This is a genomic window from Collinsella sp. LCP19S3_D5 (genome assembly GCF_052121415.1).
Lineage (GTDB): Bacteria > Actinomycetota > Coriobacteriia > Coriobacteriales > Coriobacteriaceae > Collinsella.
This window is the reverse complement of sequence record NZ_JBQKEH010000013.1, coordinates 1-24,346: the sequence shown is the minus strand read 5'-3', so window position 1 is coordinate 24,346 and position 24,346 is coordinate 1. Positions and strand designations below refer to the sequence as shown.

At 61.5% G+C, this 24,346-nt stretch carries 17 protein-coding genes and 1 tRNA gene; 7 read left to right on the top strand and 11 right to left on the bottom strand.

Annotated elements, in window-relative coordinates:
• Positions 1-10: 10 nt before the first annotated feature.
• The 4 genes from ACTQXO_RS06530 to pheS form a co-directional block, all read right to left on the bottom strand.
• Positions 11-847 (bottom strand): energy-coupling factor transporter transmembrane component T family protein, encoded by an 837-nt coding sequence (locus ACTQXO_RS06530; protein ID WP_441031711.1) that lies wholly within the window; start codon positions 845-847, stop codon positions 11-13.
• Positions 825-1,910, bottom strand: coding sequence for a cobalt transporter CbiM (gene cbiM, locus ACTQXO_RS06525; RefSeq protein ID WP_441015616.1), 1,086 nt, complete (start codon positions 1,908-1,910; stop codon positions 825-827). Before cbiM ends, ACTQXO_RS06530 begins: the two co-directional genes overlap by 23 nt.
• 246 nt (positions 1,911-2,156) lie before the next feature.
• Entirely contained in the window at positions 2,157-4,610 is a 2,454-nt protein-coding gene (pheT, locus tag ACTQXO_RS06520; RefSeq protein WP_441031714.1) for a phenylalanine--tRNA ligase subunit beta, read from the bottom strand.
• A 181-nt stretch (positions 4,611-4,791) separates the two neighbouring features.
• Positions 4,792-5,868, bottom strand: a complete 1,077-nt coding sequence (gene pheS, locus ACTQXO_RS06515; protein WP_154517607.1) for a phenylalanine--tRNA ligase subunit alpha — start codon at positions 5,866-5,868, stop codon at positions 4,792-4,794.
• A gap of 505 nt (positions 5,869-6,373) precedes the next feature.
• Here pheS and ACTQXO_RS06510 point away from each other — a divergent pair.
• Positions 6,374-7,948 (top strand): carboxypeptidase M32, encoded by a 1,575-nt coding sequence (locus tag ACTQXO_RS06510; protein WP_441031716.1) that lies wholly within the window; start codon positions 6,374-6,376, stop codon positions 7,946-7,948.
• Between the two features lie 205 nt (positions 7,949-8,153).
• On the opposite strand, the gene glmM is transcribed toward ACTQXO_RS06510, so the two are convergent.
• Entirely contained in the window at positions 8,154-9,485 is a 1,332-nt protein-coding gene (gene glmM, locus ACTQXO_RS06505; RefSeq protein ID WP_441031718.1) for a phosphoglucosamine mutase, read from the bottom strand.
• Between the two features lie 81 nt (positions 9,486-9,566).
• Entirely contained in the window at positions 9,567-10,589 is a 1,023-nt protein-coding gene (locus ACTQXO_RS06500) for a DMT family transporter (RefSeq protein WP_441038659.1), read from the bottom strand.
• Positions 10,590-10,879: 290 nt separating this feature from the next.
• On the opposite strand from ACTQXO_RS06500, the gene ACTQXO_RS06495 reads away from it, so the two are divergent.
• Positions 10,880-10,954, top strand: a tRNA-Val gene (locus ACTQXO_RS06495).
• 545 nt (positions 10,955-11,499) lie between these two features.
• Here ACTQXO_RS06495 and ACTQXO_RS06490 read toward each other — a convergent pair.
• Entirely contained in the window at positions 11,500-12,513 is a 1,014-nt protein-coding gene (locus ACTQXO_RS06490) for a hypothetical protein (RefSeq protein ID WP_441545573.1), read from the bottom strand.
• Between the two features lie 387 nt (positions 12,514-12,900).
• On the opposite strand from ACTQXO_RS06490, the gene ACTQXO_RS06485 reads away from it, so the two are divergent.
• Positions 12,901-13,587, top strand: coding sequence for a DUF5710 domain-containing protein (locus ACTQXO_RS06485; protein ID WP_441038655.1), 687 nt, complete (start codon positions 12,901-12,903; stop codon positions 13,585-13,587).
• A 445-nt stretch (positions 13,588-14,032) separates the two neighbouring features.
• Here ACTQXO_RS06485 and ACTQXO_RS06480 read toward each other — a convergent pair whose 3' ends face one another.
• A complete protein-coding gene (locus ACTQXO_RS06480; protein WP_441038653.1) occupies positions 14,033-15,115 on the bottom strand; it encodes an HNH endonuclease in 1,083 nt (360 codons plus the stop codon).
• 215 nt (positions 15,116-15,330) lie between these two features.
• Between ACTQXO_RS06480 and ACTQXO_RS06475 the strand changes: the two genes are divergently transcribed.
• The gene (locus tag ACTQXO_RS06475; RefSeq protein ID WP_441038651.1) at positions 15,331-15,822 is read left to right on the top strand and encodes a hypothetical protein; all 492 of its coding nucleotides are present in this window, start codon (positions 15,331-15,333) and stop codon (positions 15,820-15,822) included.
• A gap of 100 nt (positions 15,823-15,922) precedes the next feature.
• On the opposite strand, the gene ACTQXO_RS06470 is transcribed toward ACTQXO_RS06475, so the two are convergent.
• The gene (locus ACTQXO_RS06470) at positions 15,923-17,389 is read right to left on the bottom strand and encodes an ATP-binding protein (RefSeq protein ID WP_441038649.1); all 1,467 of its coding nucleotides are present in this window, start codon (positions 17,387-17,389) and stop codon (positions 15,923-15,925) included.
• 545 nt (positions 17,390-17,934) lie between these two features.
• Between ACTQXO_RS06470 and ACTQXO_RS06465 the strand changes: the two genes are divergently transcribed.
• Together ACTQXO_RS06465 and ACTQXO_RS06460 are read left to right on the top strand one after the other, a co-directional pair.
• Positions 17,935-20,979, top strand: coding sequence for an insulinase family protein (locus ACTQXO_RS06465; RefSeq protein ID WP_441038647.1), 3,045 nt, complete (start codon positions 17,935-17,937; stop codon positions 20,977-20,979).
• A 389-nt stretch (positions 20,980-21,368) separates the two neighbouring features.
• On the top strand, positions 21,369-21,965 hold the full coding sequence (locus tag ACTQXO_RS06460; protein WP_441545572.1) for a 5-formyltetrahydrofolate cyclo-ligase: 597 nt from the start codon (positions 21,369-21,371) through the stop codon (positions 21,963-21,965).
• Positions 21,966-22,056: 91 nt separating this feature from the next.
• Here ACTQXO_RS06460 and metA read toward each other — a convergent pair whose 3' ends face one another.
• Positions 22,057-22,983, bottom strand: a complete 927-nt coding sequence (gene metA / locus ACTQXO_RS06455; protein ID WP_441545571.1) for a homoserine O-acetyltransferase MetA — start codon at positions 22,981-22,983, stop codon at positions 22,057-22,059.
• A 211-nt stretch (positions 22,984-23,194) separates the two neighbouring features.
• On the opposite strand from metA, the gene ACTQXO_RS06450 reads away from it, so the two are divergent.
• Positions 23,195-24,172 carry an L-lactate dehydrogenase gene (locus ACTQXO_RS06450; protein ID WP_441545570.1) on the top strand — a complete coding sequence of 326 codons (978 nt, stop codon included), beginning with the start codon at positions 23,195-23,197 and terminating at the stop codon, positions 24,170-24,172.
• A 101-nt stretch (positions 24,173-24,273) separates the two neighbouring features.
• Here the strand turns inward: ACTQXO_RS06450 and ACTQXO_RS06445 are convergent.
• On the bottom strand, positions 24,274-24,346 hold a 73-nt coding region (locus ACTQXO_RS06445; RefSeq protein ID WP_441038702.1), incomplete at its 5' end, for an IS3 family transposase.

The following is a 24,346-nucleotide window of genomic DNA, read 5'->3' as shown; positions in this document are numbered from 1 at the left end:
ACCGCCCGCGCTACAGCACCGCGCACAACACGGCGAGCAGCATCACAACGGCCGCATAGACCGCGTCGCGCCAGCCAAAGCCGTTCCGTGTAGGCGCCGGATATGCGCCGGCAAAACCGCGGCAAAGCATAGCCTCGTCCATCGCACGGCTGCATTCCATCGCCTTGATAAAGGTCATGCCCATGATACCCGCGATCGAATCGGTACGCGAAAATCCTGCAGGCGCGCGGCCCACACTGCGAAGCATGACCGATTCGCACAGGTCGTGCGCCGTGCGACCCAGCACCTCGATGTGTTTGAGCGCCATATCAAACGTAAAGATAACCTCGTCGGGCAGGTGCAGCATCTTAAGCGCCGCCGACATGCGACTCCAGGTAAGCGTCCACGAAACGCCCAGCACCAGTGACACATTAACAAAGGTCTTGAGCGCAATCTTGAGCATGGCGCCCGTTGCAGAAGCACCCAGCAGCAGGGCCGGCAGCGCCAAAACCACGGCAAACCCCGCGGCAGCCAACGCCGGCACAAAGGTCGCGCGCAGCCCGCGTACGGGGCGCACCGCAACGAGCACCAACGCGATCGCTGTCATCAACATCAAGTACAGCGGGCTCTGCGTCAGGCATACGCACAGGACGCAGACGAACATCCCCACCAAACGCACTGGCGCCGAAACGGAAGAAAGGGCGCGGTCGATAATCGACCCGCCCTTATGCGCGCCGCCGCCTAGGCGAACCCGCTCAAGTAGGCTCGCCAGGTGCAGGACATTCTTTTGCATCACACGATGCCGAGCCCCCGCAGGCTCGTATCGCTGCTCGACCGCAAGCCAGCTAGGCAGCTCGACCGTCGCCATGGGCTCCGCTTTCCTTAACCGTCAGCGAGATCAGGCGAAAGGCGATGGTGAGCACCGCCACGCCAATCACGCCCGAGAGGATATACATGGCAGCCTGGCCGGCAAAGCCAAGGCCCTGCTCTTCGGAATAGGCCTGCAGATAATCGCCCGTGGGCAGGGCATCGGCAAAGGTCGGGGTATCGAGACCGACCGAAGTCTGCAGACTGTCGTCACCAGCCTCCTGAACGGCGGTCGCGGCGCCCTCAGCGTCCCACTCGCCCCAGGCGTCACCGGTGGCCAGCAAGCCGAGCGGCGTGGCCACGACAAGCACAGCGACCAGGATGAGCGTGGGGACCAGCGAGGTCTTCTTGGCAGCAGCGCCCTCGGCAGCAAGCTGGCCATCGGCGGCCTCGGGCCCGACGATAACGCTCGGCGCCGTCTTCTTAATGAAACCGTAGATGGCGGCCGTTGCCACGCCCTCGACCACGCCGGCAACCAGCATATGCGGGATCATCATGGCCGGAATGGCAATAGAGAGCGGGAAGGGGCAGTACAGCGGAGCGCCCGAAGCGTTGGTAAAGAACATCGGCTGAATACCAAACTCGATCGCCGTGCACAGGGCCGCCAGGCACAGGCCGACCCAACCGCTTACGACGGCCGAAACCGAGGTGCCCCAGCTCTTGTCGTGCAAACGGCTGTTGAGCGCACGGAACACGATAGCGGCGGCAAACGGCAGCACGAAGGCCATGTTAAAGCAGTTGGCGCCAAAGGACAGGATGCCGCCGTCGCCAAACAGCAGCGCCTGCAGCGCCAGCGCGACCGAAACCGCGATGGCCGCGGCCTCCGGGCCCAGCAGCAGCGCGATGAGCGCGCCGCCGACGGCGTGACCCGTGGTACCGCCGGGCAGCGGCACGTTAAACATCATGAGCAAGAAAGAGAATGCGGCGCAAATGCCCAGGAACGCCATGTGCTCGCGGTCGAGCGTGGCGCGCACCTTTTTGATGCAGTGAACCCAAACGGGCACCATCGCCACTGCCATGACGGCATCGGTCTGCGGGGACAGATAATTATCTGGAATGTGCATGTACGCCTCCCGGTTATCGGCGCACGGAATTGCAACGCCGCTTAAATCACCTTGCCAGTGTTACGTATTATCAGATTCGTAACACGCCACGGGCTATCATAGCAAAACGGCGCACTGCCGACAAAGCAGCACGCCGTTATGTAATGCGCGTGTCATATATGCAGGCTCAGCAGTGCCTTATACCGAGGATAGCAGTCACGTAAGGCTCGGCAGCAGCCACCGCTGACCCATACCCCAGTGCAGGACCTAGCCGCGGACCTCGCCGTTTACGCCCTTGCACACCTTGGTGACGATCTTCTGGTGCGCTTTTTCGACCTCTTCGCTGGTAAGCGTGTGGTCGTCGGAGCGATACGTAAGCGCAAAGGCCATCGACTTCTTGCCCACGCCCACGCGGACCGGATCGCGGTAGACGTCGAACAGACGCACACCCTCGAGCAGCTTGCCGCCGGCGCTGGTAATGCGGCGCTCAAGGTCCTCGCAAGTCACGGAGTTGTCGACCACGATAGCAAGATCGTGCTCAACAGCCGGGTACTGCGAGAACTCGCGGTAGTTCTCCTGGTTGCGGGCGCCCTTGATCAGCTTGTCCAGGTCGAGCTCAAAGGCAACGACGACCTCGTCGATGCCCATGGCCTCGCGCGCCTCGGGGTGGATCTCGCCGACCCAGCCCAGCACGGTGCCGCCAGACAGAACCTCGGCGGCACGGCCCGGCTGCAAGAAGGCATAGCCCTCGCCCTCGACGGGACGGAAGCGAACCTTCTCGATGCGCAGCTGGGCGAGCAGCTCCTCGACGATGCCCTTGCCAAAGAAGAAGCGCAGCTTGCGGTACTTCATGTCCCAGGACTGCTCGCTCCACTGGCCCGAGAGCACGCCCGCCACGGACTTGGTCTCCTTGGGCAGGCTGGCGTTCTCGCGGCCGTGGAACAGGCTGCCGACCTCGTACAGGTGCACGTTGGGCGTGCCATGGGCCTCGTTATAGGCCACAGACTGCAGCAGGCCCGGCAGCAGCGAGCGGCGCATCTCGGTCTGCTCGGCCACCAGCGGGTTCATAAGTACCACGGGGCAGCCGCGGCCCTCGGTGGACATGCCGATCTTCTCCAGGTCGCCCGGCGCGGCAAAGCCAAAGGTCGTGGTCTCGTTGAGGCCGCAGGCGCGCAGGATCTCGCCGACCTTGCGGGTAAGCTTCTGCTCGCGGGTCAGGCCACCGATGTGGTTCTTGGCAGCCGGGATGGTCGCCGTCACGCGGCCCATGCCCCACAGGCGCAGGACCTCCTCGATCAGGTCGATTTCGCGCGGCAGGTCGGGGCGGAAGCTCGGCGGGGTAACCATAAAGTCCTCGCCGTCGCGCTCGACGGTGCAGCCCAGGCGGGTGAGCGAGCGCTCGATAAAATCGGGCTCGATGTCGGCGCCGCAGATGGCGTGCACGCGGGCCAGGCGCAGCTTAATGCTGTCGATAGTCTTGGGCGCGGGGAACACATCCACGTAGCCGGGAGCGACCTCGCCGCCGGCGATCTCCTCGATGAGCGCGCAGGCAACATTGGCCACATCCACGCAGCCGGTCTCATCGACCTGGCGCTCAAAGCGGATGGAGGCGTCGGAGATCAACGACAGGTCGCGGCTGGTGTGCGAGGTACGGCCGGCGTCGAAGCAGGCGCTCTCGACCATCACGTCGACGGTGTCGTCCTCGATCTCGGAATCCATGCCGCCCATAACGCCGGCCAGCGCCACGGGGCGCTCGCCGTCGGTGATAAGGCCCATGCCGGCGTCGAGCGTGCGCTCCTCGCCGTCGAGGGTCGTAAACTTCTCATCCTGCTGGGCGGCGCGAACCACCACGCGGCGCCTGCCATCGCGCTCGGCAAAGGTGTCCAGGTCAAAAGCGTGCAGCGGCTGACCGGTGAGCATCATCACATAGTTGGTGATGTCGACGATGTTGTTGTGCGGGCGCACGCCCAGGGCGTTAAGGCGCTTGACCATCCAGTCAGGCGAGGGGCCGACCTTCACGTTGCGCACGATGCGGGCGACATAGCGGTCGCACAGGCCCTCGTCGGCGATCTCGACCGAAAGCTCGTCGTCGGTCGCGCGGCCGGTCTCCGCCTTGATGGCGGGCAGCTCAACGTGGAAATCGCGATCGAAAATGGCACCGGTCTCACGGGCCATGCCAATCATGGACAGGCAGTCGGGGCGGTTGGGCGTGATCTCGCAGTCGAGCACGGTATCACTCGAGCCCACGTACTCGGCAAACGGCATGCCGCAGGGCGTATCCTCGGGCAGGATCATGATGCCGGAGTGGTCGCCACCCAGGCCGAGCTCGCGCGCGGAGCAGTTCATGCCCATGGACACGACGCCACGAAGCTTGCTTTTCTTGATCTTGACGTCACCGGGCAGGACAGCGCCAATCATGGCCGTGACGATGTGGTCGCCGGCCTCAAAGTTCTGCGCGCCGCAGACGATCTGCAGCGGAGCTGGGTTGCCGTCGGCGTCGAGGTTCTTGTCACCCACATCAACCGAGCACACATACATATGGTCGCTATCAGGGTGCGGGGTCTTGGTAAGCACCTTGGCGGTCACCACGTGGTCGAAGGACTCGCCCACGGTGTCGATCGCCTCGACCTCGGTGCCGGTACGGATATATTCGTCCGAAAGGGTCTTGGGATCCTCCGGAATATCGATCATGGTCTTGAGCCAGTCGTAAGAAACACGCATCTAACTGGTCTCCTTTCATCTGTAACGTCTGCAATAAACAGACGGAAAACTCCAGCTACGGAGACGGGTTTCCGAGGTGCCGCAGATTGCCCCGAAAGAGGAGCGCCGCGTACTTGGGTACGCAAGCGACGGTTTGAGGGGCAAGGTGCGGTGGCTCGGGAAGCCGCCGGGACAGGTCAACTTAAAACTGATTCAGGAAACGCATATCGCCTGTCATGAGCGTTCTGAGGTCGGGTAGGTCGTAGCGCAGGGCCGCGACGCGCTCGGCGCCAATGCCAAAGGCGAAGCCGGTGTACTTCTCGGGGTCGATGCCGCAGTTGATCAGGACGTTGGGGTCGACCATGCCGCAGCCCAAGATCTCGATCCAGCCGCTGTGCTTGCAGAAGTTGCAGCCCTTGCCGCCGCAGACGTGGCAGCTCACGTCCACCTCGCAGGAAGGCTCGGTGAAGGGGAAGAAATGCGGGCGGTAACGCGTCTTGCGGTCCTCGCCAAACATGCACTTAACAAAGTAGTCGAGCGTGCCCTTAAGATCGCCAAAGGTGATGCCCTCGTCGACGACCAGGCCCTCGATCTGGTTGAACTGCGGCAGGTGACAGGCGTCGGCCGTGTCGGGACGGTAGACGGTGCCCGGGCAGATCATGTAGATGGGCGGCTTCTGCGACTCCATGGTGTGAATCTGCACGCCCGAGGTCTGGGTGCGCAGCAGCACGTCGGACTCGCCGTGGGCATGCGCCTCGGGGTGCGCGACGCTGCCGGGGTTGTTGTCGACCACATAGAAGGTGTCGCGGGCCGAGCGGCTCGGGTGATCCATGGGGGCGTTGAGCGCGGTGAAGTTGTAGTAGGAGGTGTCGACCATGGGACCGGACTCGACGGTGTAGCCGATACCGCTAAAGATATCCTCGGCCTCCTCGATGATCTGCTTGATCAGGTGCTGGTGGCCGATCTGCGGACGAATGCCCGGCAGCGTGATGTCGACGGCCTCGTGCTCCAGTGCGTGCTTGAGGGCGGCGGCCTTCATCTCGGTGGTGCGCTCGTCGAGCATGCCCTCGATCAGCTGGCGCATCTCGTTGGCGCGCTTGCCCATCACAGGGCGATCCTCGGGGGCGAGCTTGCCCATCATGCGCATCAGGCCGGTAATACGACCCTTGCGGCCGAGCAGCTCAACGCGCGCAGCCTCGAGCTTGGCGGCGTCGTCGGCGCCTGCGACGAGCTCCTTGGCCTCTTCCTCGAGTTTGACCAGATCATCAATCAGACTCATGTCTTCCCTTTCGTCTCTCGCGTTCCCCGCTCGCCAGGACGACTGCCGCCGTCTGGCGTTGCAAAAACGCGGCCCGGTTCGGTAACAAAAAACCGTCCTCGGGCATGTGCATTGCCCAAGGACGGTTGAATTCCGCGGTACCACCTTGTTTGACCCGGCGGATGTCTGGCCCGCCGTGCCCACTCTGTGCCCCTTATCGCGAGGCTCACGGCTTCCCTACTGGGGCTTCGCCGCCGCTGGCCGCGTGCCCGTTGAGGTTGCTGCTCGGGAGTGAACGCTTGGCCCTTGCCACCGCAGGAAGGCTTGCAGCCCATGACCTTCCCTCTCTTGCCGGCGACGCGGCGGGCAAAACCCTCTCCGTCAACGCATTGGGCTATAGGATAACACATTCTGCGAGCATATCGCCGCGTTCCGTTTTGTTCGCACTGGGTACAAGGCAGATAGCTGTGCAAACTGGCCGCACGCCCACCCGTGGCGTCCGGTCTGCGAGATCAAGGATATAGGTATGGGAAAGAAACTCGATAAGAAAACCAAGGCCGCCGTGGCCAAGGCCTCTAAGAACGCCAAGGCGGGCAAGGGCATCAAGAAGCTCCGCAAGCTCGAAGGCAAACTATGGACCCGCGAGTACCTGCTCAAGATTGCCGAGTTCGATGGCGCGACGATTGCCCCCGCCAACGGCGCTGCGGCCCGCGCCGATGCTATGGGCACCCTTGCCGGCGAACATCACAAGCTCCTGACCAGCAAAAAGTCCGTCGAGCTTGTAGGCTCGCTGGCACACGAGACCGTCGCCGGCGGCAAGATCGACGACCCGCAGCTGCTCGATGAGATCCGTGTGCTCGGCCGCGACCAGCGCGAGGCAAGCGCCATTCCCACCGAAGAAGCCGAAGCCTGGACCAGGCTCACCTGCGAGGCCGACGCCGTGTGGCACAAGGCCAAGACGGCCAACGACTGGGCGAGCTTTGAGCCCTACGTGGATAGAATCGTCGCCCAACTTAAGCATCAGGCCCAGCTCATGGACCCCAAGCGCGACCCATACGATGTTTGGCTCGACCAGTACGAACGCGGCCTTTCCGCCAAGAGCTTCGATGCGTTTTGTGACGAGGTCAAGGCCACCGTCGTGCCGCTCGTGCACGCCATCGGCGAGCGCGGACAGCAGCCTACTGCCGACTTTTTGCACGCGCATGTGCCCGAGGCCGCCCAGCGCGCCATGAGCTTCGACCTGATGAAGCTCGTCGGCCTTAACCTGGACGACACCACGCTCGCCTTTACCGAGCACCCGTTTAGCGAGGGCTTTGCCGTGGGTGACGCGCGCATCGCCACGCACATCTACGAGGACGACTGCATCTCCAACGTCTATAGCATCATCCACGAGGCGGGGCACGCCATGTACGAGCTGGGCGTCAATCCCGCTTACGCGCGCACGTGTCTGGAGGGCGGCACCTCCATGGGCATTCACGAGAGCCAGAGCCGCTTCTTTGAGAACACCGTAGGCCGCAGTCGCGCTTTTATGGGCCCGCTGCTCGAAGTGCTGCGCCGTCACGCGCCCGAGGTCTACGGCAACGTGGACGAGGACACGCTCTACCACGCCGTGAACATCGCTCAGCCGTCGCTGATCCGTACCGAGGCCGACGAGCTCACCTACCCGCTGCATATTATGGTGCGCTACGAGATTGAGCGCATGCTGTTTGCCGGCGAGGCCACGGCAAAGGACATCCCCGCGCTTTGGAATCGCTTTATGGGCGAGTACCTGGGCATTCCTGTTCCCGACGACACGCGCGGCTGCCTGCAGGATACGCACTGGAGCGGCGGCTCGTTTGGCTACTTCCCCACGTATGCGCTGGGCAGCGCCTACGATGCCATGTTTGTGCCGGCCATGTGCCGCGACGGTGTCGACCTTAACGGCGCCTGTGCGAGCGGCGACCTGACACCCGTCCGCGCTTGGCTGGGCGAGCACATTTGGCAGTGGGGCCGCGCCAAGGACGCGCCGGAGCTCATCAAAGGCGCGTGCGGTATGGCATTCGACGCCCGCTACTACTGCAGCTACCTGCAGGACAAGTTCACCACGCTGTACCAGCTGTAAGGATTGACCAGCACGCCATCGCCAACGCCAACCATGTTGACGTCGATGTCTTGGCAACGTCAGCGAAAACGGCCCCAAGCGAGCAAGGTGACGTGAAATGAAAGGGCGCTGACCTTCTGGTCGCGCCCTTGAAATTGAACGCCAGATTGCCGCCTGGGGCCGTTTGTAGCGTCGAGCGGTTACGCGGTTTGGTAAAACCGCGTAACTACAGAGCCTCCAGCGCGGCGGCGATGCGCTTCATGGCGGCGTCGGCGGCGGCTTGGTCGGGGGCCTCGGCCAAAACGCGAATCACCGACTCGGTTCCGCTCTTGCGCACCAGCACGCGGCCCTCGCCCGCCAGCGATGCCTCGGCCTCGGCGATAGCGGCCTGCACGCCCATGTTGCCCAGCGCAGCATCCTTGTCCGCCACGCGTACGGCAACCTGCGCCTGCGGCAGCAGCTTGCACGGCACCGCGAGCTGCGAAAGCGTCTCGCGTTCGGCACGAATCACTTCCATCACACGCAGCGAGGTCATAATGCCGTCGCCCGTACGCTCGATATCGCCAAAGATCGTATGGCCCGTCTGCTCGCCACCCAGGCTGTAGCCGCCCTCGCGCATCTTGGCATACACGTGGCGGTCGCCCACGCCGCTGGTCACGGCACTCAGGCCGGCAAGCTCCAGCGACTTAATCAGGCCAAAGTTGCTGGCGATCGTCGGCACCACGGTACCGCCCGAGAGGCGCCCGTGCTTGTTAAGATACACGCCGCACACGTACAGAATCTGGTCGCCGTCGACCACGCGGCCGCGCTCGTCCACGGCCAGGCAGCGATCGGCATCGCCGTCGTAGGCAAAGCCCACGTCCAAGCCTTGCTCCACCACATGGCGCTGCAGGCGCTCCATATGCGTAGAGCCGCAGTCGACGTTAATGTTAAAGCCGTCGGGTGCGGCGTTAATCACGCGCACATCGGCGCCGAGCGCATCGAACACCGGCTTGGCGACAGAGGACGCCGAGCCGTTGGCGCAGTCAATGCCAATCTTGACGCCCTGCAGCGAAAAGTTCGCGCTTGCAATGAGCGAGGCAATGTAGCGGTTGCGACCCTGCATGTAGTCAACCGTGGCGCCAATGTGGTTGCCCGTGGCCAGCGGCACCTCGCTCTTGCCATCGATGTAGTCCTCGATGAGCTCCAGCACGTCCTCGTCCATCTTAAAGCCGTCGCTGTTGACGAGCTTAATGCCGTTATCGCAAAACGGGTTGTGGCTCGCACTGATCATGATGCCGCAATCGAAGCAGCCCTCCACGGTCTGGTGCGCCACGCCCGGCGTGGGGATCACGTGCAGCATATAGGCGTCTGCGCCGCTCGCGACTAGGCCGCTCACCAGCGCCGCCTCGAACATATAGCTCGAGCGACGCGTGTCCTTACCCACGATCACGCGCGCCTTGGCCCCGCGCCTGGCGCCGTAATACCAGCCCACAAAGCGGCCGATCTTGTACGCGTGCTCCACGGTCAGCCCAACGTTGGCCTCGCCGCGAAATCCGTCGGTGCCAAAGTACTTCATAAGAGGTCCTCTCTATAGACAAAGGCACGCCGCCAAAGCAACGCGCCGCCAGCCTATTATCCTTTAAAGCAACCGTAGGGGCTACACCGTGAGGAACATCATCACGATGATCATGGCAAAGCCGATAAGATCGGTCGGCAAAAATACCGTGCCCAGCATAACGGCGCTGGTAATGGTTGCCGAGACCGGCTCCACGGTCCCGATGAGGCTCGCGCGCACCGAGCCGATGTCCTTGACGCCCTGCATATAGAGCATGTACGCCAAAAACGAGCCCACGACCACAAACACCGCGAGCGCCTCGACGCCGGCGGCATCGAGCGCCGGCATATGGGCCCACGGCTGCACGAAAACGCACGAGACCACGCCTGCCGTGAGCATGGCAGAGCCTGTAACGATGGGGCTGCCGTATTCGGGCAGGATCTTGGCGGGAATCACCGCCATGCAGGTGGCGCTGACCGCACACATAAGGCCCGCAACCAGGCCGAGCGGCGAGATGCTCAGGCTGGTGGGATCACCGCCGGTAGCGATTAAAAAGGTGCCGCCCAGGGCCAGACCAATGCCGATCGCCTCGCGAGCGCGCGGCATGCGGCGATCGACCACGCAGGTGTAGCCCATGATGATGACCAGCTGCAGGCACTGAAGCACCGTCGCAGTTCCGGCATTGGTCAGACGCACGGCCGAAAGATAGCAGAACTGGTTGAACAGCAGGCCAAAAGCGGTAAAAAGCAGCAGTTGCTTACGGTCGGCAGGCGTGGTCCAGAGCTTGACCAGACGCTCGCGATCGCGCGTGACCACCACGACCATAAAGAGCAGGCCGGCGAGAATCTGGCGCACACTCATAAGCCACAGGGTATCAACGTGATAAGTGTCGAACAGAAAGCTCGCGCTGGTGCCCGAAAAACCCCAAAACGAACCGCCCACCAGCGTGGCCAGAACGCCCGTAATCATCTTGCGCGTCGAGGCACTGTTCAGGCGGTCGCGCCATGCACGGCGGGTGCTGCGGCTGAGCTCATCGGTGCCCTCGGGCACATCAATGTTCGATATATCGGTCATCGGCACCGAAGTCCCTGCGCCTTCGACCTGCTCGACACGCTCTTTGTTCATCCCGCTCCCCCGAAACAGCCTGGAAACAATTCGGCTTACCTTACCACGGCGAAGGCACCAGCTGGGGGCTTGTCCGCTTATCGGTAGGACAATTCCGCAGACGTCTCTTCCATGGCCCGGCATCGCAACGGCTTTGCATTATGCGACAGCCAAATCACGGCAGCGAGCTCTTTTAAAATGGGCGCGACAAAGCCCTTTGATTCCACAACGTTAGCGATTTTAAAAAATATTCTTGCCACCGAGTTCAAGCTCCGTTATATTATCCCTTGCGCACTTGCGCACCCTTGATCGGGCGTTTAGCTCAGGGGGAGAGCGCTTCCCTGACACGGAAGAGGTCAGAAGTTCAAATCTTCTAACGCCCACCAAATGTTCGCAGCCCAGAGGCTATGCCTCTGGGCTGTTTTGTTTTATCTGCTAAGCCAAAAGGGCGCCGTGGCACCCAAAACCGCTTCGGCAGCTCCAATAACCATCCCAATCGAGGCTGATACCGCCTCTACATAACCGGCAATCATCCCGGCAGACCCCAAGTTGCTTCGGTATCCCCGGCAATTACCCCTGCCACACCCAAAGTCGCCCAGACAACCCCGGCGATCGCCCCAATCAGCCCCAAAATCACCCAAACAGCCTTGGCGACTGCCCCGATCTGGCCTTCGCAAGCCTCGCGGCCACATCCGGACAGCCTTCCCATAATCAGGTCTAATACTTTTCCCAAGAAGTGAACGACCTTATTTGGACCCCCGAAGCATCCACACTTTTTACAGCCAAAACCGCAGGATTCCAATGATAAAACCGCAGGAAATAAGCCACCAAAAGTGTCGATGTTTCGGGGGTCCGTTTTGACTCGTTCACTTCTCGGGAAAAGTATTAGACCTGACAATGAGGCCCTTGGTCCCATGCCCAGCAACCGCCCCTACCAATGTTGACGCGCCTCGATTACGGCCTGCCAAAGCTTAAACCGCTTCGCTTCGACGCGCTTGAGGGCAAAGTATCGCTGCTCCTCGCTCATGGGCTTATTAAAAATGGGTCGCTTGTTCCGGTGCAGCTTCCGTCGGATGCGTTCGCACAGCCGGATGAGCTTGTCGAAGTCATTTGCCTGCTCAGTCGTCACGGTGAAGTGTGCCACGCCGCTCAACAGCTCCAACTCGTTGCGGCGCTCGGCATCCTTGTAAATCTTCTCGCGTCCGTCATGAATGGCATCGCTATCGTAATCGACCATCGCGGTCAGCACCTCTGGCAGCAGCCCGGCCTTTACTTTATCCATGCCCACCTCGACTTTAGCCGTAAGCGTTATGTCGGGTGTGCGCTCCAACACGCGAAGCTTGCGATCACGTCCGTCATTGTATCCATCGCGAATGAAGACCTTCTTGTTAAGTTCGGCCTTGCCCAATGCATACCCGCCGTAGCGCGCAGGCAGCGACATAAACATGCAGAGCCCCGACTCCCTCGGAGAGCGCGACCCCTCGATCACATATGCAAGCAGCGCCTTTGCCTTCGCGATACCCCTCACCTTGGGCGACTTCTCGATATACGCCTCGATGAGCTCCTTAGTCGTGAGCCTGCTATCGCGCATGCCCGCATCCCTGCCTGTTACCCCACCGGGAGCAAGGTTATCCAGCCGGTAATCCGATGTCATCGCATAGCCGGCATAGACGGCCGCTGCCACATCGCCATCGTGCACAGCCTGCAAAAACGCCAGCTCGGGAGAGCACACATACGCATCAAGGTCGCCCATCCAGTGGCCCAGCGAGATAAACGAACCCGCCGGGAGCTCGTTGGTGCACAGATGCGTCTTAACATGCTTGCTCTGCCGACGGCCGGCGCGCGACGGCACCAGCAAATCCAGCGTTTCGATCCCCAGGTCATAGCGATCGATAAACTCCTGCGCTTCTTGGTCCAAGAGCGCACAGGCACCTGCAATCGACACGACCTCTGGCTCCGAATCCCCAAAGCGAGGGTTCGGCATGTGCGCCAGCAGCGCCAATGCGGCGTTATGTGAAACGATAAAGTACCTCATGGCGCGAAGATAGCACGCACGCCGGCGGCGGCTGGCGGTTCTGTTAAGTTTCCGGTAAACGACCGGCGGTTTTTTCGCCGAGGTGCGCCAAAGTGTTCATTCGCCGATGCCCAAACCGCAATCCGTCAAGTTTTTGGCAAGGTTGCCGCCCAACTGGCCAAAAGCCGACCATCTACTTGCCAGTTTATCCAAGGCGTAACCAACCAGTCCGCACCGCGGCTTCTCGGCAAAACGCCACAACGTCCACACCCTGCGGTATCCTTGAGCCACTTACACCTGTAGCACCAAGGAGCCACCATGCGCACCGAGCTCGATGTTCCCTTTTCGCGCAAAGAAGAAGCCAAGGCGCTGGGCGCCAAATGGGACCGGACCAAGAAGATCTGGTATGTACCCAGCGGCGTCAACCCCGAGCCCTTTGCCGAGTGGCTGCCCGGTGTTAACCGATCCGACCCCTCTGCGCCGTATATATATCTAGTACTGGGCAAGCGCGAATGCTGGAAATGCCACAAAGAGACCTCGGTCGCGGCCTTCGGAATTCCCTATCGAGCCGACGACGGCGAGGGCATCGCCATCGCGCACGCACCCAACAAGGCCGGGCACATTGCCATCGACACGACCAATGCCAACGCGCTCGCCATTGTTCCCGCTCTTGGCTGCGTCCCGGGCGAGATCCGCGACTATCTTTCTAAGCGCTGTGGCTACAAGCCCGTAGGCGCGCGAGCCTCCAAAGCCCCATCGCTCGGCAACACGTGCACCAGTTGCGGCGCGCTGCAAGGCAGCCGCTATCTGTTCGAAGAACCCACGTCCCCGTTTGCCCTCACTGCCATCAACAAGCTGCCGGCACTGGAGTTTGTGCGCGTCGAAGTTGCCGGCGTCTTTGGCGTCCCGGCCACGCGTACCAATTTTAATCAGGCACTCTTTACCTGGGCACGCGACCATCACGCCGAGTTCCACAAGCAGCTCGGTGAGGGGGTTTATTTGTAGAAACGGAGAAGCCTTCACAGCCAGCTCCTCCGCATCACCTATCCCTCGTCGCCGACGTCGTACACGATATCGAGGCCGCAACCAGGGCATTTCTCCGGATGCACCGGCATATGAACGCCCGTCCGTTTTCTCACTTCGTCGCTGAGTCTGTCGCGCGCATCGATGAACCGAATATCGAGACACGATATTTGCGAGCCGCAACAAGGACAGGCGACGGCAAATGACCCGCAATCAACCTCTACGCCCGGAAACATATTGCTGTCTATAAGGGCACACGGCAGTTTTCCGTACTTCCCCATCGCAATATCGCCTCGTCAGCTCACACGCGCTCCTCTCTCGCTATCCAAATCAGGAAGAGCATGCACCGGCGGGCGTGCACGAGATTGCATCGCCACGCGATCCGATCAAACAACACGATCGTAAAAGACCGCCAAAGCCAAATACGCTAATACGGCAGAAGCCCCGCCTTTTCACGCTTCTTTTCCGAGCGATCGAACTCTATGCGATGGGCCTCAAGAAACACCGCATTGGGTCGCCACTGACGCTCATTCGGCTGCCTTAGCGTCGCACCTGCAAAGGAAGCGTAGTCGGTCTTATCCAGCAGGTACGATCCGCACAGCCGATATTCGCCGCAAACAGGCTCAAACGAAATCAGATGAGCATCGAATAGAGCATGAAAGTCGCGCCGAAGCAGAATGCCGTTGCTGGCAACCTGCGATTTGGGTCCCGAGTAATTCTCGATATGTGCAGCCTCCAGTGCCTCGTTAACCCCACAACCCGACACCGCGCAGCGACCATCATAGGCGGCAATGAGCTGCTTGCGGAACCATTGCTGCCCCAATCGCTCGCGTCTCAACGCATAGCGAGCTTTTTCGTCATCGGTCGCACTCTGCCCGGCAAACTCAATGTCGGCTGACATGTGCTTCAGATAGCTCATGTCGGACGCAAAACGAGGATCAGGCCCGCCTTTATGAACGGGACCATGCAGAACAAACCAGCCGTTTTCAGGCTCAAACCGTTCAACAAACGCAAGGCCGAGCACCTTATAGCCCACCTCGGTTGCAAATATGACTCCAACTGGAACGCCATATTCCATGCAGTTGAGCATTTTACGGTTGTAATTCTGGTCTCGAGAACCAACGACACCTGGCGCTTGAACCGAATACTTAATGACCCACGTACCGTCATCCAAATAGAGCGGAGGAACATCGGTGTAGAAGCTCTTTTTAGAGTTATGGACCGAAAGCGCAAAGATCTTATTGGGATCTTGCTTCACCCGATCCTGGCCCGGCCAGAAGATCCCTGAATCCCGCGTTACGGGAAAGAAGTCCGCGCCAATTCTCAAACGATACTGATACTGAGGGCTATCTTCCTTGGTGCGGTGCGGAAGGCTGGTCCAAACGCCGCCGCGCTGCTCCTCACCCAGAAACCACTCCCATGCCTCAACGTATTCGGAAGGCACGAGACTGCAGGCACGGTCATAGCTTGGTCCATCCATCAACGGAACAGCAAGGTCAATGTCGTTCATCGCCAGCACCTACAACCATACGAACGCGAGTCATGCCCCTCAATAATATGGCCGAGAGTCAATTATTACGAGATCTCATTCCGCGATCGGCACATCGTTGATGCTCTCGGTTTGCCGCTGGCGCGCTCATACCCCGCTATCCCACTCCCCTGTATACTGATGTAGCACGTGTTTCATCCGGGCTTATTGGGCCGGATTGTTCATGGGAGGGTCTTATGGCTGCTTCGAATCCGCCTAAGGGAAGCGTTTCTTCTTCGTCCATCAAGCCGGTGACGCGCAAGGCCGTGCGTTGCCAGCGCGAGGTCGCTTGGCTTGTCACGCAGGCGGCGGGCAGGCTCGTGGCGACCACGGAGGACGTCAATGCGCCTACGCCGAGCTTTGTGTTAGCAGCGGCGCTGGATTTTGTGCGCCAATTGGAGCTTGCCGCACAGGATGCCAGCGGCCACCTCGACTACCAGAATGTTATGGCGCCCGACCTGCAAACGTTCTGCCACATGGCCAAGTTGCCCGCCGCGCCCAATGCGCTTTCGGACGCGGGCTACATGTTTACGCTTTCGGGCGCGGACCTTATCCGCGACATCTACGCATACTGCAGCGAGCTCGCCGAGCGCCACGTCTTTGGCGCGGCTGAAGTCAAACCGGGAAATGTCATCAAACTGGTTCTTAGGCTGTTCTTGATGGATGGGTTCGGGACTATGCCAGCGTAAGCCGGATTTTTAACTTCGCCGTCGACTGGGCAACAACCGCCTTACCTTAGCGGGCGCCAATCGAGAGTCGATTATTGGGTCACCTCGTCCGCTGGCGCATTTATTCCGCACGCTCCGACAGTCGATACTTGCGGTTGCGACTCGTCGCCGGCGCTGTGGGCTCAAGCTCGCCTTGAGCAATGAGTGTGTTGACGCGCGACCTAACCTGGGAAATTGTGAGCCCTGTGTGCTCCGCCAACTCGCGCGTACCCAGCTCACCGCAACGCTTAAGTGCCGCCACAATTAAGTCACCGCCGTGGTCGACCGGCTCGACCTTTGAGCGATAGAGAACCACTTTGAACCGATCGAATCCCGGGCAGAACAGGGGCTCGGCCAAACCATGAGCACACATGGCGTCGATCATCATCGGAATGCCCGAGCCATTGCCCTCAGCCGGCGAACCTGCGCCATCCGGCAGCGGAACAATCGACATGAGTTTCATGAGCGTCGCGTTGCGGCACCGGGAGCTGCCGTCAAACAAGTTCTCGCGAGTCTTTCCTCCGTATAGGCCGCCGGGGTTCGTCACTTCGATACGGTCATCAAAGACGTCAACAGCGATCGACTGCCCACAGAACCGATCTCCGTATTCTCGGTGGATTACGGCGTTGGCGATTGCCTCGCGCAGGACCTCCTCGGGAATCTCCAGCGAGTCGACACGCGAGACGCCTTGGATCGTCGAGGTTCGCCGCAAATTCTTGGCGACTGCCGCGACGGCATCCGAGATCATTTCGCCCAGGGTGCCCTCGCAGACTGTGCGGTCCATAAATCTTAGCGGTCCCGCAGCGCCCTTTTGAGTTCCCGCATGGACAGCCACATCAATGAAGAGCTTGGGATAGAACTGCTGAGGGTAAACGCCCGCGGCAAGGAGGCCGGCCTTGGTAACATTGCCCTGGAAGTCGAGGAAATTCAGACGCTCCATCTTTGTCTTCTTGTCCGCCGCACCGCGCATCGCTCGAGGCGTCAACGAATAGGCACGCTCTATCGTGCGGTCGACCAGCGACTCGTCGAGATCGCCCGCACTCGTGCCGGGCACCGCATCGCGATCGCTAGGACTCGTCCGCTCGTATGACGACAGTGCCAAAACCTCGGTCGATGAAAGTGGCACGTCTTTGTCATCAATGCGCTTGTAGCTGCCGCCCTGGGCGCCGCGTTCTATTACATAGCAGGGCTTGCTCGACGGGTCGAGCTCCTCAATCGTGATAACGAGAACCACGGTGCCCCGAAGCTCCACGCGCTCAATAGTGTATTTAGGCGGATTGGCCAGTTTTCCGCGACCGCCGGCATCACCCATGCCTGCGACAAATTGGTTGAGCACCTTCTCGGTCTCAAAGTCCTCAACCGGGACAAAGCCCGCGCGCTCGCTCACGCCGAGCACGATAATTCCGCCGGCGGTATTCGCGAATGCACTAACCGTTTCCCATACGTCGCGAGAAAGCGTCGTGGCGCTCTCCTTGACCTCGACGCTAAGATCGTCCGAGCCCATGCGCCTTAAAGACTCGAGCAGACCGATCAGTTCGTTCTCGTTCATCTGCACGTCCTTTCGCTCGGTCCGGCGGAGAATGCCGCGAATAGATTTCCTTCGTCTCTCAGTTATCTCTCGTATTAGAGATGAGTGAAAGATGAGAGATAAGATATCTACCATCTGTTTCATTTAAACATGTTTTTGCTGGTAGAACAATCAGTATTGAGACAATACCGTGATTTCTTGTCTCTTTGCTGCTCAGTTATCTCTCATATTCATCTCTCGTCTTTCTGTTATCTCTCGTATTAGTGACGAATGAGAGATGAGAGATGAGAGATGCGCGGGCGGCGGATGAGCGTGGATTTTGGACGGTCGGGAAATGAGGGTGGATATTTGGACGGTTTTTGGACGTTTTGAGGCTGATTCCGTCCGAAAATCCACTCTCATTCGATAGGCGTCCAAGTTTCCACGCTCGCGCGGCGGGCACGCGGGGCCTTTGTCCAATCCGCCGGCATCGTCTCCAGTTCGCCGCAGAGCCGCGGCCCCATATGGGTATACTCACGAGGATTCGACTCGATTCGCCCCCGCTGGGGCGTCAAAGGAGACTGCATATGCCCACCACCTCAACCGACCCGCGCACCGCTGCCGCCGCGCTGCTGGTGCCTGGCACCACCTGCCACGGTTTTGCCGTCGAGCGCTGCGAGACCGTGCCCGAGCTCGACTCGGACGCCTACGTGCTGCGCCACACCGCCTCGGGCGCTCGCCTGCTGTACCTGGCGTGCGACGACGAAAACAAGGCTTTTGCCATTGGCTTTAAGACGCCGCCGGCTGATTCCACCGGCGTGTTCCATATCCTCGAGCACTCGGTGCTGTGCGGATCGGCCAAGTTTCCCGTCAAGGAGCCGTTCGTCGACCTGATCAAGAGCTCCATGCAGACGTTCCTCAACGCCATGACCTACCCCGACAAGACCATCTACCCTGTCGCCACAACCAACGAGCAGGATCTGTACAACCTGATGGACGTGTACCTGGACGCGGTGTTCAACCCGGCCATCTACACCAAGCCCACCATTTTTGAGCAGGAGGGCTGGCACTACGAGCTGGACCTGCCGAAGGGCGCCGAGGGCGAGGGCAACGGCAGTTCCGCAAGCCTGCGCGAGGGCACGCTACGCTATAACGGCGTGGTGTTCAATGAGATGAAGGGCGCGCTGTCCGACCCCATGAGCGTGCTGGACGATGCCGTCAACGCCGCGCTTTATCCCGACACCGCCTATGCGCACGAGAGCGGCGGCGACCCGCGCGCGATTCCTGCGCTCACCTACGAGCAGTTCCTGGACACGCACGCGCGCCACTACAATCCTTCCAACTCCTACATCACACTCTACGGCGACCTGGACGTGGACCGTGCACTGGCCTTTTTGGACGAGCGCTATCTGTCGCAGCCGAGTGCCGCGAGCCGCCGCATGGACGCAGCCGTCGCCGCCGGCGAGGACCCGTCCACGCTGGCGCCCAATCCGCTGGTCGTGCAGGCGCCCGTGACCTGCGAGTACAAGCGTGTCGAGATGGCAACCACACCCGAGAACGCCCTGGTGGGCCTGGGTCTTGTGCTGGGCAGCGCGCTCGACCGCAAGCGCACGATCGCGGCGGACATCCTGTTCGAGGCACTGCTGGGTTCCAACGAGGCACCGGTTAAGAAGGCCATTCTGGCCGCCGGCCTGGGCGGCAACGTGGTGAGCTACACCGCGGCCGAGAGCCTGCAGCCCTACGAGCTCATCATGCTGCAAAACGCGCAGCCCGGCGTGGCGCGCGAGCTGCGCCGCGTGTTCCAGGACGCCTGCCGCGACCTGTGCGAGCACGGCGTTCCGCGCGAGCGCCTAGAGGCCATCATCAGCAGCAACGAATACGACCTGCGCCAGCGCGATTACGGTATCGCCGACGGCGTGGCCATTGCGTGCGACGCGCTGAGCACCTGGCTCTACGATGACGACGCCGCGACGCTGGCGCTCAAGTACGGCCCGGTATACGAGGAGCTGCGCGGCGAGCTGGACGGCAGCTATTTTGAGGACCTGCTGCGCGAGCTCGTGCTGGAGAATGACCACATGGCGCTGGTCGAGCTGGTGCCGGTGGATGCCGCCGAGGGTGCGGAGAGTGCCGAGACTGCCGAGCTGGCAGCCAAGCGCGACGCCATGACCGATGCCGAGCTGGCCGATGTGGTCGAGCGCACGGCTGCGCTGCGCGCCGCGCAGGAGGCGGATGACGCGCCCGAGGCCAAGGCCACGCTGCCACGCCTGCGCGTGTCCGACATTGGCGAGGCGCGCCCCGAGCCGCCGCTCGTTGTGGACACGACCGCGCCCATCCCCTGCCTGCGCCACGGCATCCCCACCAACCGCTTGGCCTACGCCATGCAGTATTTCGACCTGAGCTGCGTCGCGTTTGAAGACCTGCCCTATGTGACCCTGCTCTGCCGCCTGCTCAAACAGCTGCCCACGAGCGAACACTCGGCCGAGGAGCTCGACAACCTTATCGCTGGCAAGCTGGGCTTTTTGAGCTTTACGACCGAGGTCATGACGCAGCCCGACGTGGACGGCGTGCACCCCTACCTGTTGGTGAGTGCCGGCGCCCTGTCCGAGAAGATCGATGCGCTGGCGAGCCTGCCGCGCGAGGTGTGGTCGAGCACGCTGTTGCTTGATGCCGACGCCGACCGCGTGCGCGACGTGCTCACGCAGATTCGCATTGGGCTTGAGCAGGGCTTCATTAACAACGGTCACTCGGCGGCGCTCGGTCGCGCGATGAGCTACAGCTCGCCTTCGGCCGTGGTGCGCGAGCAGCTTTCGGGCGTGGACTTCTACCTGTTCCTGCGCGATCTGCTCGACCACTTTGACGAGCGCCTGGACGACCTGCGCGCCAAGCTTGCCGAGCTGGCAGGCCGCATCTTTGTGTCCGATGGCTGTCTGGCGAGCTTTACCGGCAGCGATGAGGACTTTGACGCGTACTGGGCCGCCGCGGGCGACCTGGGGTTGGGCGTGGGCGACGGTGCTGTTGCCGGCCGCGACGCGCTCGTGGTGCCGACGCCGTGTGACCGCCACGAGGCTTTTGTCATCCCCAGCGACATCTGCTTTGCGGCAAGCGCATGCGACCCGCGTCGCCTGGGCATTGACGTGACGGGCGCCTGGGCGGTTGCCGCCAACGCGCTCTCCTACGACTACCTGTGGAATGAGATCCGCGTGAAGGGCGGGGCGTACGGCTGCGGATTCCGCGCGGCAGGCGAGCGTCAGGCGGCGTTCTACACCTACCGCGACCCGGCGGTCGATCCTTCGATTGAGCGCGTGGCGCGCGCAGGCGAATGGCTCGGCAGCTTTGAGCCCGACGAGGCCGCCTTTGAGGGCTTTATCGTGAGCTGCGTGAGCGGCATGGACGCGCCCGTGAAGCCGTACGCGCTCACCAAGCGCCGCAACACGACCTACCTGGCTGGACTCGATCCGCACGCCCGCGAGGAGCGCCGCGCCCAGATGCTCGCCGCCACGCCCGGTGAGCTGCGCTCGCTCGGCGCCGACGTGACGCGCATCGCAGCCGTCTCGCCCACCTGCGTCTTTGGCGGCCGAGACGTCATCGCCAAGAGCAACGCCGGCTTCAACGTCATCGACCTGCTGGGCTAACGCACAGCAAAGGTAGATTTTTGGGACATGCCTGAAAATCTACCTTTTCTTTTGCCGCTGCTTGGGCGGGGCAGCTCAGCCCGTCACACCAGTTTGTCTAAATCTGTAACATCTAGGCGGCAATATTGGCTCCAGATGTTACAAATCGAGACGTTTTCGGATGACGCCGGCCCTTTGTCTCAATCTGTAACATCTAGGCCCGATTTTGCCGAGTTACTGTTACAGATCGAGACACACCGCCGCGAACACCCACTCTTCGTCAAAACCCACGAAGGTGTCCATGAACTGCTCCCCTTGCGATGGTTTGCGTGGTGGTTTCGACATTTGACCAGATAAAACCTACCAAAATAAACCTGTCCCTTTTTGGTAGGTTTGAGAGAGGGGCCGGGATGGATAAGGCCGAGTTGCGGCGGGCGGTAATTGCCCGGCGCGACGCTCTAGATTTGGATATGCGGGCGGCAAAGTCTGCTGCTGTATGTGCGCGGCTCGTTGAGTTGCTGGGCGGCTCGGGTCCCGTGGCCCCGCGCACCGTTGCCGTCTATGCCGCCATGGGCTCCGAGGCAGATCCTGCCGCGTTTGCCGCAGCGGCCGCAAAGCACGGCTGGCGCGTGGCCTATCCGTGCATGTTCTCGGCAGCTGACACCGTGGCTTGTGGCCAGCGCATGTGCATGCGGGCGGTCACAGCCGACGACGTCGCCACGGCCCCGTTTATCGCCCGCCCTACGCGGGCCTTCGCAGCCACGGACGTCGACAGCAGCCGCTTTCCTATCGTGCCTGCCGAGGCGCTCGATATGATCGTCGTGCCGCTCGTAGCCTTCGACCACACCGGCGCGCGCCTGGGCTATGGCGGCGGCTGCTACGACCGCTACCTGCCCACGCTCTCGCCCGCATGCCAAATCATCGGCATCGCCTTTGACGAGCAGCGTGTCGACCACGTTCCCACCGACACCCACGACCTGCCGCTACCCCACATCATCAGCGCCTAACTGCCGTTGTATCGCACCCGCAAGATGGGCATCCGAAAATCCACGCTCGTCACGCCGCAGCCGCAGCCACAACCGCAACCGCAGCCGTAGCCTAGTGCTCCTCGCCGGCGCGGGCCAGGTCGTAGGGCGTGGTCTGGTAGACGTAGTAGTTGAGCCAGTTGGTGTAGAGCAGCTGGGCCTGGCTGCGCCAGACGTTGCGCGGCTCGGCGGTGGGGTCGTCACCTGGGAAGTAATGCGCCGGCACCTGGGGGTTGAGCCCGCGCTTCACGTCGCGCTCGTACTCCAGGCGCAGCGTGTCGGTATCGTACTCGGGATGGCCAAAGACAAAGAAGCGGCGACTGTCGGTCGACTTGACGATGTACAGGCCCACCTCGTCTGATACGGCCACGACCTCAAGCTGCGGCTCGGCCTCCACGTCCTCACGGCGCACATCGGTATTGCGTGAGTGCACGGCATAGAAGCGGTCGTCAAAGCCGCGGACCAGCGGGCTTTGCGGCTTCACCAGATAATGCTCAAACACGCCGCTCGCCTTGGCCGGCAGGTCGCACTTCTGGATACCGTAATGATGGTAGAGCCCTGCCTGTGCGCCCCAGCAAATGTGCAGCGTAGAGTGCACGTGCGTGGTGGACCAATCCATGATCTGGCAGAGCTCGGGCCAGTAGTCGACCTCCTCGAACGGCATCCGCTCCACCGGCGCGCCCGTGATGATCAGACCGTCGTAGTGGATATCGCGGATGTCGTCGAACGTACGGTAGAACGTCTCCAGGTGGCCGGCACTCACGTGCGTGGCCTCGTGCGTCTTGGTGCGTAGCAGGTCCACCTCTACCTGCAGCGGCGTGTTGGAGAGCTTGCGCATGATCTGCGTCTCGGTGGCGATCTTGGTTGGCATGAGGTTGAGGATGAGCACGCGCAGCGGACGGATGTCCTGGTGCAGCGCGCGGTACTCGGTCATGACAAAGATGTTCTCGCTCTCGAGCTGCGCGGCGGCAGGGAGGGCGTCGGGGATGCGAATGGGCATGGATGCTCCTTACGAGTCAGTTGCAGCTATGGTACAACGAGCGGCCCCATCCGCGCGAGTGCATCGCCCCGAGACACCGTCAGCGGCCCAAATCACTCCAAAAGTAGAGATTAAGGCATGTCCCAAAAATCTACGGCGCTTTAGCCTAGCAAAGTGGCAGCAGGACGCTACAATGGTTCGATGCGAAAAACTCGGCCGAAAGGATACGTATATGTACCAGACGCGTAAGATCGGTGTGGTCGGCCAGGGCCACGTAGGAGCACATGTCGCCAACAGCCTGCTCATGCAGGGCATTGCCGATGAGCTGTACCTCTGCGATATCAACGAGGCAAAGGTGACGTCCGAGGTCCAAGACCTGCGCGACTCCCTTTCGTTTGTCCCGTACAACACCAAGATCGTCAACTGCTACGACCACTACGAGGAGCTGGCCTGCTGCGACGTCATCGTCAACGCCGCCGGCAAGGTCGCACTGGCCGCCGGCAACCGCGACGGCGAGCTGTTCTTTACCACCGACGCCGCCCGCACCTTTGCCAAGCGCATCGTCGACGCCGGCTTCGACGGCATCTTCGTGAGCATCTCCAACCCCTGCGACGTCGTGTGCACCGAGCTGTGGCACCTGACCGGCTACGATCCCAAGAAGATCATCGGCTCGGGCTGTGGCCTGGACTCTGCCCGCCTGCGCACCGAGATCTCCAAGAAGGTCGGGGTGAGCCCCAAGTCCATCGACGCCTACATGATCGGCGAGCATGGCTTTAGCCAGCTGGCCGCCTTTAAGGCCGCAACCATCGCCGGCAAGAGCCTCAACGAGCTTCAGGCCGAGAACCCCGACAAGTACGCCTTCGACCACATGGAAGTCGAGGAGCTCGCACGCAAGGGCGGTTATGTGACTTACGCCGCCAAGCAGTGCACCGAGTACGCCGTTGCCAACTCCGCCGCGCGCGTCTGCGCCGCCGTGCTGCACAACGAGCACGCCGTGCTTTCGGCCTCTACGCTTATGACCGGCCAGTATGGCGAGGAGGGCATCTTTACCTCCCTACCGTGCGTGATCGGCGCCGAGGGCGTCGAGGAGGTCTACACGCTCGACCTTTCCGAGCATGAGCTCGAGGGCTTCCACAAGAGCTGTCAGCACATCCGCGACAACATCGCCCAGCTCGACTGGTGGGACGCCGAGGCCTACGACGCCAAGTAGTCCGCCGGTTGATGCGACAACTCACTCATACGGACACAATGTAAAGCGGGCCGCGCCGGAAACTGAACTGCACCCCAAAACTTGGACGGCTTAAATAAGAACTACGCCGCAAGGGGCTGGTTCCGGAACTCCTCCGGGGTCAGCCCCTTCAGTTTAACCTGCCTTCGCCTCGTG

What these genes read in the sequence shown, in the direction of transcription:
- ACTQXO_RS06465 (WP_441038647.1), top strand. Translation starts at nt 17,935, where the DNA reads ATGCCCACCACCTCAACCGACCCGCGCACCGCTGCCGCCGCGCTGCTG.
- ACTQXO_RS06480 (WP_441038653.1), bottom strand. Translation starts at nt 15,115, where the DNA reads ATGAACGACATTGACCTTGCTGTTCCGTTGATGGATGGACCAAGCTAT.
- ACTQXO_RS06460 (WP_441545572.1), top strand. Translation starts at nt 21,369, where the DNA reads ATGGATAAGGCCGAGTTGCGGCGGGCGGTAATTGCCCGGCGCGACGCT.
- metA (WP_441545571.1), bottom strand. Translation starts at nt 22,983, where the DNA reads ATGCCCATTCGCATCCCCGACGCCCTCCCTGCCGCCGCGCAGCTCGAG.
- ACTQXO_RS06500 (WP_441038659.1), bottom strand. Translation starts at nt 10,589, where the DNA reads ATGAACAAAGAGCGTGTCGAGCAGGTCGAAGGCGCAGGGACTTCGGTG.
- cbiM (WP_441015616.1), bottom strand. Translation starts at nt 1,910, where the DNA reads ATGCACATTCCAGATAATTATCTGTCCCCGCAGACCGATGCCGTCATG.
- ACTQXO_RS06470 (WP_441038649.1), bottom strand. Translation starts at nt 17,389, where the DNA reads ATGAACGAGAACGAACTGATCGGTCTGCTCGAGTCTTTAAGGCGCATG.
- ACTQXO_RS06530 (WP_441031711.1), bottom strand. Translation starts at nt 847, where the DNA reads ATGGCGACGGTCGAGCTGCCTAGCTGGCTTGCGGTCGAGCAGCGATAC.
- ACTQXO_RS06485 (WP_441038655.1), top strand. Translation starts at nt 12,901, where the DNA reads ATGCGCACCGAGCTCGATGTTCCCTTTTCGCGCAAAGAAGAAGCCAAG.
- pheT (WP_441031714.1), bottom strand. Translation starts at nt 4,610, where the DNA reads ATGCGTGTTTCTTACGACTGGCTCAAGACCATGATCGATATTCCGGAG.
- glmM (WP_441031718.1), bottom strand. Translation starts at nt 9,485, where the DNA reads ATGAAGTACTTTGGCACCGACGGATTTCGCGGCGAGGCCAACGTTGGG.
- ACTQXO_RS06475 (WP_441038651.1), top strand. Translation starts at nt 15,331, where the DNA reads ATGGCTGCTTCGAATCCGCCTAAGGGAAGCGTTTCTTCTTCGTCCATC.
- ACTQXO_RS06450 (WP_441545570.1), top strand. Translation starts at nt 23,195, where the DNA reads ATGTACCAGACGCGTAAGATCGGTGTGGTCGGCCAGGGCCACGTAGGA.
- ACTQXO_RS06510 (WP_441031716.1), top strand. Translation starts at nt 6,374, where the DNA reads ATGGGAAAGAAACTCGATAAGAAAACCAAGGCCGCCGTGGCCAAGGCC.
- pheS (WP_154517607.1), bottom strand. Translation starts at nt 5,868, where the DNA reads ATGAGTCTGATTGATGATCTGGTCAAACTCGAGGAAGAGGCCAAGGAG.